Origin of the sequence: Pseudomonas sp. NPDC086112 (assembly GCF_044746425.1) — a bacterium.
Taxonomy (GTDB): Bacteria; Pseudomonadota; Gammaproteobacteria; order Pseudomonadales; family Pseudomonadaceae; genus Aquipseudomonas.
Genome location: NZ_JBIVCD010000001.1, coordinates 98,743 through 114,800, shown reverse-complemented (window position 1 = coordinate 114,800; position 16,058 = coordinate 98,743). Strand labels below are relative to the sequence as shown.

At 58.4% G+C, this 16,058-nt stretch carries 11 protein-coding genes; 10 read left to right on the top strand and 1 reads right to left on the bottom strand.

All coding sequences use genetic code 11. The features are described from left to right. Positions 1-126 precede the first annotated feature (126 nt). Positions 127-3,615 (bottom strand): response regulator, encoded by a 3,489-nt coding sequence (locus ACIPLA_RS00505; RefSeq protein ID WP_401170525.1) that lies wholly within the window; start codon positions 3,613-3,615, stop codon positions 127-129. 260 nt (positions 3,616-3,875) lie between these two features. Between ACIPLA_RS00505 and ACIPLA_RS00500 the strand changes: the two genes are divergently transcribed. The 10 genes from ACIPLA_RS00500 (at position 3,876) to ACIPLA_RS00455 (ending at position 15,684) form a co-directional block, all read left to right on the top strand. Beyond that, the gene (locus ACIPLA_RS00500; protein WP_401170522.1) at positions 3,876-4,238 is read left to right on the top strand and encodes a response regulator; all 363 of its coding nucleotides are present in this window, start codon (positions 3,876-3,878) and stop codon (positions 4,236-4,238) included. Between the two features lie 53 nt (positions 4,239-4,291). Then, on the top strand, positions 4,292-5,584 hold the full coding sequence (locus ACIPLA_RS00495; RefSeq protein ID WP_401170520.1) for a glycosyltransferase: 1,293 nt from the start codon (positions 4,292-4,294) through the stop codon (positions 5,582-5,584). A 258-nt stretch (positions 5,585-5,842) separates the two neighbouring features. Further along, positions 5,843-6,748 (top strand): AraC family transcriptional regulator, encoded by a 906-nt coding sequence (locus ACIPLA_RS00490; protein ID WP_401170518.1) that lies wholly within the window; start codon positions 5,843-5,845, stop codon positions 6,746-6,748. A 398-nt stretch (positions 6,749-7,146) separates the two neighbouring features. Beyond that, positions 7,147-8,457 (top strand): sugar ABC transporter substrate-binding protein, encoded by a 1,311-nt coding sequence (locus ACIPLA_RS00485; protein WP_218394844.1) that lies wholly within the window; start codon positions 7,147-7,149, stop codon positions 8,455-8,457. Between the two features lie 128 nt (positions 8,458-8,585). Then, complete coding sequence (locus tag ACIPLA_RS00480) at positions 8,586-9,512, top strand: carbohydrate ABC transporter permease (protein WP_123496945.1); 927 nt, start codon at positions 8,586-8,588, stop codon at positions 9,510-9,512. 10 nt (positions 9,513-9,522) lie between these two features. After that, positions 9,523-10,353 (top strand): carbohydrate ABC transporter permease, encoded by an 831-nt coding sequence (locus ACIPLA_RS00475; protein ID WP_192343026.1) that lies wholly within the window; start codon positions 9,523-9,525, stop codon positions 10,351-10,353. A 133-nt stretch (positions 10,354-10,486) separates the two neighbouring features. After that, the gene (locus tag ACIPLA_RS00470; protein WP_401170976.1) at positions 10,487-11,590 is read left to right on the top strand and encodes an ABC transporter ATP-binding protein; all 1,104 of its coding nucleotides are present in this window, start codon (positions 10,487-10,489) and stop codon (positions 11,588-11,590) included. A gap of 14 nt (positions 11,591-11,604) precedes the next feature. Next, positions 11,605-13,077 carry a mannitol dehydrogenase family protein gene (locus ACIPLA_RS00465; RefSeq protein WP_401170514.1) on the top strand — a complete coding sequence of 491 codons (1,473 nt, stop codon included), beginning with the start codon at positions 11,605-11,607 and terminating at the stop codon, positions 13,075-13,077. A 158-nt stretch (positions 13,078-13,235) separates the two neighbouring features. Then, positions 13,236-14,732 carry a xylulokinase gene (gene xylB, locus ACIPLA_RS00460; protein ID WP_401170512.1) on the top strand — a complete coding sequence of 499 codons (1,497 nt, stop codon included), beginning with the start codon at positions 13,236-13,238 and terminating at the stop codon, positions 14,730-14,732. A gap of 13 nt (positions 14,733-14,745) precedes the next feature. Continuing rightward, positions 14,746-15,684, top strand: a complete 939-nt coding sequence (locus ACIPLA_RS00455; protein ID WP_218394840.1) for a carbohydrate kinase — start codon at positions 14,746-14,748, stop codon at positions 15,682-15,684. Positions 15,685-16,058 lie beyond the last annotated feature (374 nt).

Here is a 16,058-nt window from a genome sequence, read left to right as displayed (position 1 = left end):
GGGGAGTGGCTGATGTTGCCAGACAAGGCGCCGCGACGAGTCATAGCTGGCTATGGCGAGGAGCGGCAACGCAGTATGGCGACAACAGACGCCGCCAAAAAGGAACATACTTGCGAGGCAGGACACTTATATTCGTTCCATCTTCGGTAACCACACACGAATCAAAGAGAACAGGCGATCCAGGTCGATAGGCTTGGCCAGATAGTCGTTGGAACCGGCCTGCAAGCAGCGCTCCTGATCGTCCTTCATCGCCTTGGCCGTCACCGCAATGATTGGCAGCTTGCGCCAGCGCGGGTCCTTGCGGATTTCGAGGGTGGCTTCGAAACCATCCATCTCCGGCATCATCACGTCCATCAGCACCAGGTCAATGTCCTCGACTTCATTCAATTTCTCGATCGCTTCACGGCCGTTGCGACCAATGACCACGATTGCGCCTTTTTGCTCCAGCGCACTGGTGAGGGCGAAGATGTTGCGTACATCGTCGTCCACCAACAGCACTTTGCGGCCCTCGAAAACCTTGTCGCGGCTGCGGGCGATTTTGAGCATCGTCTGACGATCCTGGGACAAGCGGGATTCGACCTTGTGCAGAAAAAGTGTCACTTCGTCCAGCAACCGCTCGGGCGAGCGCGCGCCCTTGATGATGATCGAACGCGAATACTTGCGCAGCTCGGCCTCTTCGTCCCGGGTCAGGTTACGTCCGGTATAGACGATCACCGGCGGGAACGAGCAGATATCCTCGGTGGACATGCGTTTGAGCAAGTCATTGCCGAGCATGTCCGGCAGCTTCAGGTCGATGATCATGCAGTCGAAAATCGTGGTGCGCAGCAGGTCCAGCGCATCCTGCGCCAGGCCGACAGCGGTGATTTCAATGTCCTCGTCGCCGATCAGCCGAGCGATGCTGTCGCGTTGCACATCATCGTCTTCAACCAGCAAGACCCGTTTGACCTTCTGCGTCAGTTTGGCTTCGAGGCGGGCAAATACCTCCTTGAGCTCCTCGCGGGTGGTGGGCTTGACCGCATAACCGATGGCGCCCATGTGCATGGCCGCCTCGACACGGTCTTCGACCGAAATCACGTGTACCGGGATGTGCCGGGTTTCAGCATGTTCTTTCAGGCGCTGCAATACCGTCAGCCCGGAATGATCCGGCAGGCGCATGTCCAGCAGAATCGCATCAGGGAGGAACTGCATGGCCAGGTCATAGCCTTCGTCGGCGCCATGGGCCACCAGGCACTGATAACCCAGTTCATGGGCCAGATCGTAAAGAATGTGCGCAAAGTTGGGCTCATCCTCCACGACCAGGATGCAGCGGGTAGCGAATGGCGCCTTGTTGCGATCATCGTCGAAACGCGGAATAACGGCGGCAATCAGCGGCCCAGGCGCAGCAACCATGGCGCTTTTGGGCATGACAACCGGCGTGGCTTCCATCGTCTCGACAGGCGCGTCGCCCGGCTCGACGTAATGCTGCGGCAGCACCAGGGTGAACACACTGCCCTGCCCAGGCGTACTGGTCACACTGATCGAGCCGCCCAACAAGGTGGCCAGATCACGGGAAATCGACAAACCCAGGCCGGTGCCGCCGTAACGACGATTGATGGTGCCATCGGCCTGACGGAAGGCTTCGAAAATGCTTTCCTGCTGATCCGGCGCGATACCGATGCCCGAATCGCGGATGATAAAGGCAATGCCCTCGCCCGGTTGAGCAGCGACGCTCAGGCTGACAGTGCCTTTCTCGGTGAACTTCACGGCGTTGGACAGCAGGTTCTTGATCACCTGCTCCAGGCGCTGGCGGTCGGTGAACAGCATCAGGGGCGCATCGGCCAGCAATTGCACCTGGAAATCCAGGTTCTTTTGCGCAGCCAACGGCTGGAACATGCCACGCAGGCCTTCCACCAGACGCGCGACACTGGTGTTTTCCGCTCGCACCTCAAGCTTGCCGGCCTCGACCTTGGAAATGTCGAGAATGTCGTTGATCAGGTTGAGCAAATCATTGCCGGCGGAATAGATCGACTCGGCGAACTTGACCTGCTCGGCACTGAGATTTTCCTGCGGGTTTTCCGCCAACAGCCTGGCCAGAATCAACGAACTGTTCAGCGGCGTGCGAAGTTCGTGGGACATGTTGGCGAGGAATTCGGATTTGTACTTGCTGGAGCGCTGCAACTCTTCGGCGCGCGCTTCGAGCTCAACCTGGGCCAGATTCAGCTCGGTGTTTTTCTGGTCCATGGCATCGCGTTGCGCGGCCAGGATCTGCCCCTGCTCGGCGAGTTGTTCGTTGGTTTGCTCCAGCGCTACCTGCTGGGTTTCCAGGTGGCCCTGGGATTCCTTGAGAATCCGCGACTGCTCTTCCAGTTCTTCGTTGGCGCTCTTGAGTTCTTCTTGCTGAACCTGCAGCTCTTCGTTGAGTTGCTGGGCTTCGGCCAGCACCTCCTGCAAACGTTGACGATAGCGAGCGGCCTCGATCGAGGTGCCGATGTTGCCGGCAATCAATTCGAGCAGTTCAACATCACGATCCGTCAGCGTGCGCAGGAACCCCAGTTCGATCACACCGTTGACCCGATCGTCATCGCTGGTCGGCACCACCAATACGCTATGCGGTAAACCTTCGCCCAGGCCGGAACTGACTTTGAAGTAGTCGCCTGGTACGTCATCCAGACGAATCAAACGCGCCTGTTGCGCCACTTGGCCGACAATCCCTTCGCCACTGTAGATCTGCTGTTCAAGCGCTTCCTGCTCCCGGGAGAAACCGTAAGACGCGATACGCTTCAGGCCACCATGATCCTCACGGACATAGATCGCCGCGACCGCCGTGCCTAAATATTGCGCACAGAACTGCAAAATGTTGCGCCCCAACACATTGAGCGATAGCTGCCCCAGAACTTGCTCGGCCAGTTCGGTCTGGCCGTTACGTAACCAGGCTTGCTGTTCCAGGCGTCGGGCACTGGCCTGTTGTCCGGCGAGATTGGTGCTGTAACTTTGCGACAGTTTGAGCAAGTCCCGACGACCAATGTAGGCCAGCAACCCGCTGATAGCGGCCACGAACAGCAGATAAAGGGCGATGCTCCAGATCGTGGTTTGGCGCACTTCCTCGTTGCGTGTACCACGCAACTGCTGCTCCAGGTCGATAACGTCTTCGAATTGCTTGCGGATCTCATCGGTCAGCCGCTTGCCACGCCCGGCCTTGACGGCGCCACGGTAGTCACCGCTGGCGCGCTGCAAATCGATCATCGCTTGCGCGTAATTGGCCCACTCCGTCTGCAAGGCCTGGAGCCGGCGCAGACGATCGGTCTGGACCGGATTGTCAGCGGTCAATTCGAGCAAGGTATTGAGCGCGACGGCGATTCTCGGCTTGGCCGTCTCGTAGGGATCGAGGAAATGTTCATCGCCACTGAGCAGGAACCCACGCATGCCGGTTTCCAGATCGACGGTCAGCTTTATCGCCTCATTGGCATTATTGATCACCCGGTCGGTGTGCTGGACCCACTGAATCACCGACAGCAGGTAGGTGATCAGCGCAACGAAGAAAACCGCACTGATGACGCCCACACCCAATGGCAGGCTGACGTTGCGGCTCAGGAGTTTACGGAATCGTTGCTCATCAACCGAGGACGCAGAGGTCATGGGGAAGCCTTGTCGTACTGTTGAAAAGCATCGAGTCTGCCCCAAAACGTCCGGGCTCATCCATTTTTCTGACATGTTTTGCGGCAAAAACCTGCATTTAGCTGCTCTGGGACAAAGGAGCGGTTATTCTCTGCGGCTCTTGTGCGGCTATTGTTTTTGTAGCGCGTCGGGAACCTGTCGTGATTCATCACTCAATCACGCAAGAACCCGGCGGTTTCGATTGTCCGGCAACCGCGAATTCAACCTTTGAGAGCCCCACTATGCCCGCTGACACCTCCACCATTCTAGTCGTCGAAGACGATGCCATCGTACGCACGCTGATCGTCGATGTGCTGGAGGAGCTCGAATACAAGGTGCTTGCGGCGGACGGCTGTGAAGCGGCGCTGGAGTTCATCAACGACGAAGACCAGTACATCGACTTGATGATGACGGATGTGGGGTTGCCGGTCATGGACGGTCGGGAACTGGCGAAGCAGGCGCGCATGCTGCGTCCCGAATTGCCGATTCTGTTCGCCAGCGGCTATGCCGAAAGCATCGAGGTGCCTGACGGCATGCATATCATTGGCAAGCCGTTTTCCATTGATCAGTTGCGGGACAAGGTCAAGGACATCCTCAAGGCCTGATTTTTCCCCCCCGATTTTCTGCGTTCTCTACCCGCGTCAAGGAATACCCGTCAATGAGTCAACCCCGCGCAACCAAAGTCCTGGTGATTGGTTACGTCTGGCCCGAGCCCCGCTCTTCTGCGGCCAGTGGGCATGTGATGCAAATTCTCGATATGTTCCTGCAGCAAGGCTGGGACATCACCTTCAGCAGCCCGGCCGGCACCGGTGAGCACCGTGCGGACCTGACCGCGTTGGGCATCCGCGAAGTGCCGATCGAGTTGAATAACAGCAGTTTCGACACCTTTGTCAGTGAACTGGCACCGGATATCGTGTTGTTCGACCAGTTCATGATGGAAGAACAGTTCGGCTGGCGAGTAGAGAAACACTGCCCCGACGCCTTGCGCGTGCTGGAGACCTCCGACCTGCAAAGCCTGCGACATGCCCGGCATCAGCGACTCAAGGAGCGCTTGAAAGCCAGTGATGACGCCAATGATTTCAGTGAGTTGTTCGCCCCTGCATTGCGCGAAGAGTTCGAGCTCATGGCCGATACCGATCTGGCAAAACGGGAGATCGCCGCGCTGTATCGCTGCGACTTGAACCTGATGATCTCCGAAGTGGAGATTGAATTGCTGGTCGAGCAGTTCGGCTTACCACAACAACTGCTGCACTGGTGTCCGTTGATGGTCGAACCGCTGGCCACCGCATCGCCAGCCTTTGAAGACCGTGCGCATTTCCTCAGTATCGGTAACTTCCGCCACGCGCCCAACTGGGACGCCGTGCTCTGGATGAAAACCACGATCTGGCCGCTGATCCGTGCGCAGCTCCCAGAGGCGCAACTGCATATTTATGGCGCCTATACGCCGCCCAAAGCCACCGCCCTGCACAATGCGGCCCAAGGGTTTCATGTGATGAACTGGGCAGAAGATGCCTTGCAAGTCATGTCTGCAGCCCGGGTGTGCCTGGCACCGTTACGCTTTGGTGCGGGTATCAAAGGCAAGATTGTCGACGCCATGCTGTGTGGCACGCCCAATGTCACCACCCCCATTGGCGCAGAAGCGATGCACCGCGAACAGCCGTGGCCGGGCGCCGTGACCCGAACCGCGCGCGAGTTCGCCGATTGTGCGGTTCGTCTTTATAAAGACAAAGACCTCTGGATGAGTGCCCAATCCCATGGCCAGCAATTATTAGCCGATCGCTATCAGCCCGCGATACATGGCCCGGCGCTGATCGAGAAGTTGTTGTATTGCCAGCAACACCTGGCACAACTTAGAAGGGATAACTTCACCGGCAGCATGTTGCGCCATCATCATCACAAAAGCACTCAGTACATGGCCCAGTGGATCGAGGCAAAGAATCGAAACCAATAGTGATTGTTTTTAATTTTCACTATGGTTTCTTATTGTCGAACCGCCAGCGTGATAAAAGCGAACAATCGAATCAAATAAACTTTCACGCAGCCGCGCTATCAGTTGGCTATGTCCGCTACTGCTGCATCGCCTCCAGCATGAAAGCCATCTATGGCCGTTCGTTGTATCACCGGTCCTGAACGGTCAACGTCGCAGGCTGGTACAGAGAGCCTGGAAAGAGGCATGATCAACGGGCGATAACAATAAAAGTGTCCTGACATGAGCCGACCAGCCAGAGTTACCGATCCTTCCTACGAATTGATGGACGACCATAACGGGTTGTCCATCATCTATCGTCAGCATGGCTTCCCGTGCCCTTTGGTGCGCTGGCATTTCCACAAGGAATACGAACTGCACCTGATCGTCGCCAGCTCCGGCAAGGTGTTCATTGGTGACTACATTGGTAACTTCTACCCGGAAACGCTGTTCCTGACTGGTCCCAACCTGCCTCACAACTGGATCAGCCAGGTGGCCGAAGACGAAGTGGTGCCCAAACGCGACATGCTGGTCAATTTCACTGACGAACTGTTCGAAAGCGGCCATCAGGTGTTCGCCGAGCTCAAGACGCTTGCACCCTTGCTGGAGCGCGCGCAGTACGGCATCGAGTTTCGCTGCAAGCGCACGATTCGCCAGGCCATGACCTTGATGCAGCGCATCGCTGATACCAAGGGCATGACCCGGCTCGGGCATTTTTTCATTCTGCTGGAGTTGCTGGCGGCATCCGATGACTATCAGTTGCTGTCCGGTGCCACGACGCCGCAATTGGCCGATGAACACAATATCGACCGCACCAACCGGGCGGTGGATTACATCTTTGCCCATTACGCCCGGGAACTGCCGCTGGAAGAAGTCGCCGAGCACTTGGGCCTGAAGCCGACCTACTTCAGCCGAGTGTTCAAACAGGCCACCGGGCGCTGCTACATCGAATTCGTCAATCGTCTGCGCATCAGCAAATCCTGCGAGCTGCTGGCCGATGGCGACAAAACGGTGACCGATGTGTGTTTCGAATCGGGCTTCAATAATATTTCCAACTTCAACCGGCGTTTCCAACAGCTCAAGGGCATGACGCCGTCGCACTATCGGCGGTTGGCGGTGCAGCGTTTGACTGAGCAAAACCTGGGCTGAAGACCTTGGTCATGTGGTGATTTTCAGATCGCCTTCGCGGGCAAGCCTCGCTCCTACAAGAGCGAGGCTTGCCCGCGAAGGGGCCGATGAAACCTGTACAAATTCAATGACCGCCCGCCTCTGCAAAGCCTTACCACATCACCCTGTAGGAGCGAGGCTTGCCCGCGAAGGGGCCAGTGAAATCTATACATATTCAATGACCGCTCGCCTCTGCAAAGCCTGTCCTTGCATCTCCCGCCCCAAACCCCAGTGCAAAAAAGTATCGGTCACAGTGCGATGGATGATTTGTCACCCCATCAATTGAAGGCTGTAATCAGTGCACATTCTTCCTGCGCAGGAAGACACAAAAACAATAACTGTCCTTCTGTAACCCGCCGGGTGCAGAAAAGGAGTGCACGATGCAACCTTCTGTAAAAGCTCTGCTTGCTCTCACCTGCATGACCCTCAGTAGCGTCAGCCTCGGCGCCCAGACCCTGACCATTGCCACCGTCAACAACAGCGACATGATCCGCATGCAGAAACTCTCGAAAACCTTCGAGGCCGAGCATCCGGACATCAAGCTCAATTGGGTGGTGCTCGAAGAGAACGTCCTGCGCCAACGCCTGACCACCGACATCGCCACCCAGGGCGGGCAGTTCGATGTGTTGACCATTGGCATGTACGAAGCCGCACTCTGGGGCGCCAAGGGTTGGCTGGAACCGATGAAGGACTTGCCGGCCAGTTACGCCCTCGACGACGTGTTCCCTTCAGTCCGGGAAGGCCTCTCGGTCAAGGGCACGCTCTATGCCCTGCCGTTCTACGCGGAAAGCTCCATCACCTATTACCGCACCGACCTGTTCAAGGACGCCGGGCTGACCATGCCCGAACGCCCGACCTGGACCCAGATCAGCGAATTTGCCAGCAAACTCACCAACAAAGACAAAGAACAGTACGGCATCTGCCTGCGCGGCAAGGCGGGCTGGGGCGAGAATATGGCACTGATCACCACCGTCGCCAATGCTTACGGGGCACGCTGGTTCGATGAGCAGTGGAAACCGGAATTCATCGGCCCCGAATGGAAAAACGCGCTGAACTTCTACGTCGACACCATGAAGAAGTCCGGCCCGCCGGGCGCCTCAAGCAACGGCTTCAACGAAAACCTGGCGCTGTTCAACAGCGGCAAATGTGCGATCTGGGTCGATGCCAGCGTCGCCGGCTCGTTCGTCACCGACAAGACCCAAAGCAAGGTCAGCGATCACGTCGGCTTCACCTACGCACCGCATGAAACCACCGACAAAGGTTCGGCCTGGTTGTATTCCTGGGCGCTGGCCATTCCGACCAGTTCCAAGGCCAAGGACGCGGCGAAAACGTTCAGCGCCTGGGCCACTTCCAAGGAATACGGTGCGTTGGTCGCGGAAAAAGACGGCATCGCCAACGTGCCGCCAGGCACTCGTACTTCGACTTACACCGAGGCCTATATGAGCGCCGCGCCGTTCGCCAAGGTGACGCTGGAATCGCTGAAGGCTGCGGACCCGAGTAAACCGTCCCTCAAGCCCGTGCCCTATGTCGGCATCCAGTTGGTGACCATTCCTGAGTTCCAGGCCGTGGGCACCCAGGTCGGCAAACTGTTCTCGGCAGCGCTGATCGGCCAGACCACGGTCGACCAGGCTTTGACCGCCGCCCAGTCAACCACCGAACGTGAGATGAAGCGTGCCGGTTATCCCAAGTAATCCCGGCCCCTGTAGGAGCGAGGCTTGCCCGCGAAAGCGGTGTGTCAGACAAATCGCCTTCGCGGGCAAGCCTCGCTCCTACTGGTTTTGCGCTATGCCTGCTTTCGCACTTAATCGGTTCTATCGCCATGAATATTTCAACTGTCAAAGCTCACATGGACATTGCCCAACCGGTGCGTAAAAGCCGGTTGACCAACCCCGGCTGGTTTCTGGTCAGCCCCTCGGTAGCGTTGTTGCTGCTGTGGATGATCGTGCCGCTGGGCATGACCGTTTACTTTTCAATGATTCGCTACAACCTGCTCTACCCCGGTGAAAACCAGTTCGTGGGGTTGGAGAACTTCAGCTACTTTCTGAGCGACTCGGGCTTCCTGCCCGGCGCCACCAACACGCTGTTGCTGGTGGGCAGTGTGTTGCTGATCAGCGTGGTGTTTGGCGTGTTGATCAGCGCGTTGCTGGAGGCCAGTGAGTTTCTCGGTCGCGGCATCGTGCGGGTGATGTTGATCTCGCCGTTCTTCATCATGCCCACCGTCGGTGCGCTGATCTGGAAGAACCTGATCTTTCACCCGGTCTCGGGAATTCTCGCCTACATCTGGAAGCTGTTCGGCGCGCAACCGGTGGACTGGCTGGCGCATTACCCGCTGCTGTCGATCATCATCATTGTGTCCTGGCAATGGCTGCCCTTCGCGATCCTGATTCTGATGACCGCCATGCAGTCCCTCGATCAGGAGCAGAAGGAAGCCGCGCGCCTGGACGGTGCCGGCCCCATCGCGATCTTCTGGCACCTGACCCTGCCGCACCTGGCGCGGCCGATTGCAGTGGTGGTGATGATCGAAACCATCTTCCTGCTGTCGGTGTTCGCCGAAATCTTCACCACCACCAACGGTGGCCCCGGTTATGCCTCGACCAACCTCGCCTACCTGATCTACAACCAGGCGCTGGTGCAGTTCGACGTCGGTATGGCGTCCGCCGGTGGTTTGATCGCGGTGTTGATTGCCAACGTCGCGGCCATCGTGCTGGTGCGGATGATCGGCAAAAACCTGACAGACAAAGCCTGAGGCCTGCGCCATGACTCTTCAACAATCCCGTCGTCTGCAAAGCCTGCTGCTGGGCACCCTGGCCTGGGCCATTGCGATCCTGGTTTTCTTCCCGATCTTCTGGATGGTACTGACCAGTTTCAAAACCGAAATCGATGCGTTCGCCACGCCGCCACAGTTCATCTTCACACCGACGCTGGAGAACTACCTGCACATCAACGAGCGCAGCGACTACTTCAGCTTCGCCTGGAACTCGGTGGTGATTTCCTTCAGCGCCACGGCCCTGTGCCTGCTGATCGCGGTGCCGGCGGCCTACTCCATGGCGTTCTACGAAACCCAGCGCACCAAAGGCACGCTGTTGTGGATGCTCTCGACCAAGATGCTGCCGCCGGTGGGCGTGTTGATGCCGATCTACCTGCTGGCCAAGAGCTTCGGCCTGCTGGACACGCGCATCGCGCTGATCGTGATTTACACGCTGATCAACCTGCCGATCGTGGTCTGGATGATTTACACCTACTTCAAAGACATCCCCAAAGACATCCTCGAAGCCGCACGCCTGGACGGCGCAACGCTGTGGCAGGAAATGGTCCGGGTGTTGCTGCCGATCGCCAAGGGTGGCCTGGCTTCCACGGTTCTGCTGTCGCTGATCCTGTGCTGGAACGAGGCGTTCTGGTCGCTGAACCTGACCTCGTCCCAGGCCGCGCCACTGACCGCGTTGATCGCCTCGTACTCAAGCCCCGAAGGTTTGTTCTGGGCCAAGTTATCGGCGGTGTCGACCCTGGCCTGTGCGCCGATCCTGATCTTCGGCTGGATCAGCCAGAAACAATTGGTCCGCGGCCTGTCGTTCGGCGCCGTGAAATGAATCCGATCCGATCCCTGTAGGAGCACGGCTTGCCGGCGAAGGCGGTTTGATGGACGCCTTCGCCGGCAAGCCTGGCTCCTACAGAAAAGCCCGTCCGGCTCAACTGAATAACAACACCTGGAGGCCCATCATCATGGCCAACCTGAAAATCAAAAATCTGCAAAAAGGCTTCGAAGGTTTTTCCATCATCAAAGGCATCGACCTGGAAGTGAATGACAAGGAATTCGTGGTGTTCGTCGGCCCGTCGGGCTGTGGTAAATCCACCCTGCTGCGACTGATCGCCGGCCTTGAAGAAGTCAGCGGCGGCACCATCGAACTGGATGGCCGCGACATCACCGAAGTCAGCCCGGCCAAACGCGACCTGGCGATGGTGTTCCAGACTTACGCCCTGTACCCGCATATGAGCGTGCGCAAAAATATGTCGTTCGCGCTGGACCTGGCCGGTGTAGCGAAAGCCGAAGTCGAGAAAAAAGTCGGCGAAGCGGCGCGCATCCTTGAACTCGGGCCGATGCTGGAGCGCAAACCCAAGCAACTGTCCGGTGGTCAGCGTCAACGCGTGGCCATCGGGCGGGCGATCGTGCGCAACCCGAAAATTTTCCTGTTCGATGAACCGCTGTCCAACCTCGACGCCGCCCTGCGGGTGCAGATGCGCCTGGAACTGTTGCGCCTGCACAAAGAACTGCAAGCCACGATGATCTACGTGACCCACGACCAGGTCGAAGCCATGACCATGGCCGACAAAGTCGTCGTCCTCAATGGCGGCAAGATCGAGCAAGTCGGTTCGCCACTGGACCTGTATCACCAGCCGGCCAACCTGTTTGTCGCAGGCTTCCTCGGCACGCCGAAAATGGGCTTCCTCAAGGGCAAAGTCACCCGCGTCGAAAGCCAGCGCTGCGAAGTGCTGCTGGACGCCGGCACCCGCGTCACGTTGCCGCTGAGCGGCGCCAACCTCAGCGTCGGCGGCGCGGTGACCCTGGGCATTCGCCCGGAGCATCTGAATCTCGCGCAAACCGGCGACTGCACCTTGCAGGTCACGGCAGACGTTAGCGAACGCCTGGGCAGCGACACTTTCTGCCACGTCCTGACGTCGTCCGGCGAAGCGCTGACCATGCGTGTTCGCGGCGATCTGGCCAGCCGTTATGGCGAAACCCTGAGCCTGCACCTGGATGCCGAACACTGCCATTTATTCGATGCCGACGGCGTGGCGCTGACCCGCCCACTGCGCGCCGCAGCCTGATCCGAGAGCATGCGATGAAACTGAATAAACAGAACCTCAACCGCCTCGCCCCCGAGGTGGCCCTGCCCGCCTACACCCTGAGCGACACCCGCCAAGGCATCGCGCACATTGGCGTCGGCGGTTTCCACCGTGCGCATCAGGCGTACTACACCGATGCCTTGATGAATACCGGCGAAGCGCTGGACTGGGCCATTTGCGGGGTCGGCCTGCGCGCTGAAGATCGCCGCGCCCGGGACGATCTCAAAGAGCAGGATTATCTGTTTACCCTATTCGAACTCGGCGACAGCGACGACGCTGAAGTGCGGGTTATCGGCGCCATCCGCGACATGCTGCTGGCCGAAGACAGCGCCGAGGTGCTGATCGACAAACTCGCCGATCCAGAGATCCGCATCGTCTCGCTGACCATCACCGAAGGCGGCTATTGCATCGACGACAGCAACGGCGAGTTCATGGCGCACCTGCCACAAATCCAGCACGACCTGGCTCACCCGAACGCGCCAAAGACTGTATTCGGTTTCCTCTGCGCCGCACTGGCCAAACGTCGTGCGGCCGGCACGCCCGCGTTCACGCTGATGTCTTGCGATAACCTGCCGCACAACGGCGCCGTAACCCGTAAAGCCCTGCTCGCGTTCGCCGCCCTGCGCGACGCCGATCTGCGCGACTGGATCGAGCGCCATGTCAGTTTCCCTAATGCGATGGTTGACCGCATCACGCCGATGACCAGCACCGAGCATCGTCTGCAACTGCACGACAAACACAGCATCGACGACGCGTGGCCGGTGGTCTGCGAACCGTTTGTGCAATGGGTGCTGGAAGACAAATTCGTCAACGGTCGCCCGGCCTGGGAAAAGGTCGGCGTGCAGTTCACCGATGACGTCACGCCTTACGAAGAGATGAAGATCAAACTGCTCAACGGCAGCCATCTGGCCTTGACCTATCTGGGCTTTTTGAAGGGTTACCGCTTCGTTCACGAAACCATGAACGACCCGCTGTTCGTGCGTTACATGCGCGCCTACATGGACCTGGACGTGACGCCGCAACTGGCAGCGGTGCCGGGCATTGACCTGACTGAGTACAAAAACACCCTGGTGGCGCGCTTCTCCAACCAGGCGATTGCCGACCAACTGGAGCGGGTGTGTTCGGACGGCTCGTCGAAGTTTCCGAAGTTCACCGTGCCGACGATCAATCGCTTGATTGCTGATGGCCAGGAAACCAAACGTGCGGCGCTGGTGGTGGCGGCCTGGGCGCTGTACCTCAAAGGCGTGGATGAGAATGGCCAGACCTATGCAATTGCGGATCCACGGGCGGCGTTCTGTCAGGCACTGGTGGCCGATGATGTGTTGATCACTCAGCGGTTGTTGGAAGTGGAGGAGATTTTTGGGACGGCGATACCGCGCTCACCGGAGTTTGTCGCTGCGTTCGAGTGGTGCTGTAACAGCTTGCGCGATGTTGGGGTGACACGGACGTTGGAGCGGGTGCTGGCGTAAGAGTGGTGGTGAACCTGCTGCCGTCTTCGCGAGCAAGCCCGCTCCCACAGTAGATCTTCAGTGAACACAGATTTTGTGTTCGACAACAATCCAATGTGGGAGCGGGCTTGCTCGCGAATGGGTTCACCGAGATCGACCTGACACACCAAGGATCTTCCATGGCAAACCAACAACTATTCCTGGGCATCGATTGCGGCACCCAAGGCACCAAAGCCGTGATCCTCGACGCGCACAGCGGCCGGGTCCTCGGTCAGGGCGCCGCTGCCCACAGCCTCATCAGCGGCGCCAATGGTCGTCGCGAGCAAGACACCGCCCAATGGCTGGAAGCCTTTACCCTGGCCACCCACCGTGCATTGCTCGCAGCGAATGTAGACGGTCAGGCCATCCTCGGCATCGGTGTTTCCGGCCAGCAGCATGGCCTGGTGATGCTCGACGATCGCGGCCAGGTGTTGCGCCCGGCCAAGCTCTGGTGCGACACCGAGTCCACGCCGGAGAACGACCGCTTGCTCGCCCATCTGGGCGGCGAAAAAGGCTCCCTGGAACGCCTCGGCGTGGTCATCGCGCCGGGCTACACCGTGTCCAAACTGCTCTGGACCAAAGAACAGCACCCGGAAGTGTTCGCCCGGATCGCCCGCATTTTGCTGCCCCATGACTACCTCAACTACTGGCTCACCGGGCGCAGTTGCAGCGAGTACGGTGATGCCTCGGGCACCGGGTATTTCAACGTGCGCACCCGCCAATGGGACTTGCAACTGCTGCGCGACATCGACCCCACCGGGCGCCTGCAAGCCGCGCTCCCGGAGCTGATCGATGCCCATCAACCGGTCGGCACAATCCTGCCGAGTATCGCCGAACATCTGGGCATCAACCCGCAAGCACTGGTCTCCAGCGGCGGTGGCGACAACATGATGGGCGCGATCGGAACCGGCAATATAAAGCCCGGCGCGATCACCATGAGCCTTGGTTCCTCGGGCACGGTTTACGCCTATGCCGAGCAAGCGAACGTCAGCCCGGACGCCTCGGTCGCGACGTTTTGCTCTTCCAGCGGTGGTTGGCTGCCGCTGATCTGCACGATGAACCTGACCAACGCGACCGGCGCGATTCGCGAGTTGTTCGAACTGGATATCGAAGCGTTCAACGCCTTGGTCGCGCAAGCGCCGATCGGTGCCGACGGCGTGTGCATGCTGCCGTTCCTCAATGGCGAACGCGTCCCCGCCCTGCCCCATGCCAGCGGCAGTCTGCTAGGGCTGACCATGACCAACCTGACCCGGGCCAATCTGTGCCGCGCCGTGGTGGAAGGCACCACCTTCGGTTTGCGTTACGGGCTGGACCTGCTTCGCCAGAATGGCTTACAAAGCCTGCGCATCTGCCTGACTGGGGGTGGTTCGAAGAGCCCAGTGTGGCGACAGATCGTCGCTGACATCATGAATACGCCAGTGATTTGTACCGAGCAAAGTGAAGCCGCGGCCCTCGGCGCAGCGATTCAGGCGGCGTGGTGCAAGTCCTGGGCAAACGGTCACGAAGACAGCCTGGCGGACTTGTGCGAGCGTTGCGTAAAGCTCGATCTGGCCAGTGAAACCTTACCGATTGCAGAAAATGTGGCGGCCTGTCAGCAGGCCTATGAACGCTATCGACAGCATGTCGCAACCCTTTAAAGAGCGAGAAACTATGTATCTGGTATGTGGCGAAGCGCTGTTCGATTTCTTCAGCGAAGACGATGCCAGCGGCTTGGCATCCAAAGTGAATTTCAAGGCGATTGCCGGCGGCTCGCCGTTCAATGTGGCCGTAGGTTTGCGCCGCTTGGGCGTAGACGCCGCGCTGTTTGGCGGACTGTCGACCGATTACCTCGGCCGACGTTTGCAGCAAGTGCTGCAGGATGAAGGTGTGCGCCCGGACTACCTCGTGGACTTTGCCGCGCCGACCACCTTGGCGATGGTCGCGGTCGGTGCCAACGGCTCGCCCCATTACAGCTTTCGTGGCGAAGGCTGCGCTGATCGGCAGTTGAGCCTGGCGCATCTGCCGACGCTTGGGCCTGAAGTGCGCGGTTTGCACGTCGGCTCGTTTTCGCTGGTGGTGCAACCGATTGCCGATACCCTGCTGGCATTGGTGCAACGGGAAAGCGGCAAACGCCTGATCAGCCTCGACCCGAACGTTCGCCTCAATCCCGAGCCGAACATCGAATTGTGGCGCTCGCGGATTGCCACGCTGGTGGAGCTGGCCGACCTGATCAAGGTCAGCGACGAAGACTTGAGTCTGTTGTACCCCGAGCAAGATCCTCAGCGCGTCATCGAAGGCTGGCTGGAATATCGCTGTCAGTTGGTGTTCCTGACCCGTGGCGGCGAAGGCGCAACGGTATTCAGCCGTGCCCACGGTTCGTGGTCGGTACCGGCCTGTTCGGTGAAAATTGCGGACACTGTGGGTGCCGGAGATACCTTCCAGGCGGCGCTGATTACCTGGCTGACCGAGCAGCAGCTGGATTCGGTTGAAGGGTTGCAGCAGCTGAGCCGTGAACAGATCAACGGGATGCTCAGGTTTGCGGTGAGCGCAGCGGCGCTGACGTGCAGTAAGACAGGGCCGGATTTGCCGTATCGGCAGCAGTTGAGCTGAAATCCGGACCTCATGCCTTCTCCCTGCCGCAGGTGCTGGTTTAAGGACCTGCGGTAGAGATTAAATATTTTTTTGATATATTTTTATTTCGATTAAAGATATGTAACGAGTCCTAAACCCAAATAAAAGACAAACGGATATTGACAGTTTTATAGCTTTTAAACTTAAGAGCACAGTTATAGCACTTCCTGATTTTAGCTATTCCAAAAATCAACTCCTTAAACTCCTATTTCTTCAAGAAGCACTACCACTGAATGCATAACCGATTCTTATCTTATTGAATTATATTAATAAATAGATGATCACTACGGATCTCCGCCGAGACAATCCAGCGGCTACTGAAGATAATGTGCGCTCAATAAAAATAACCAGTC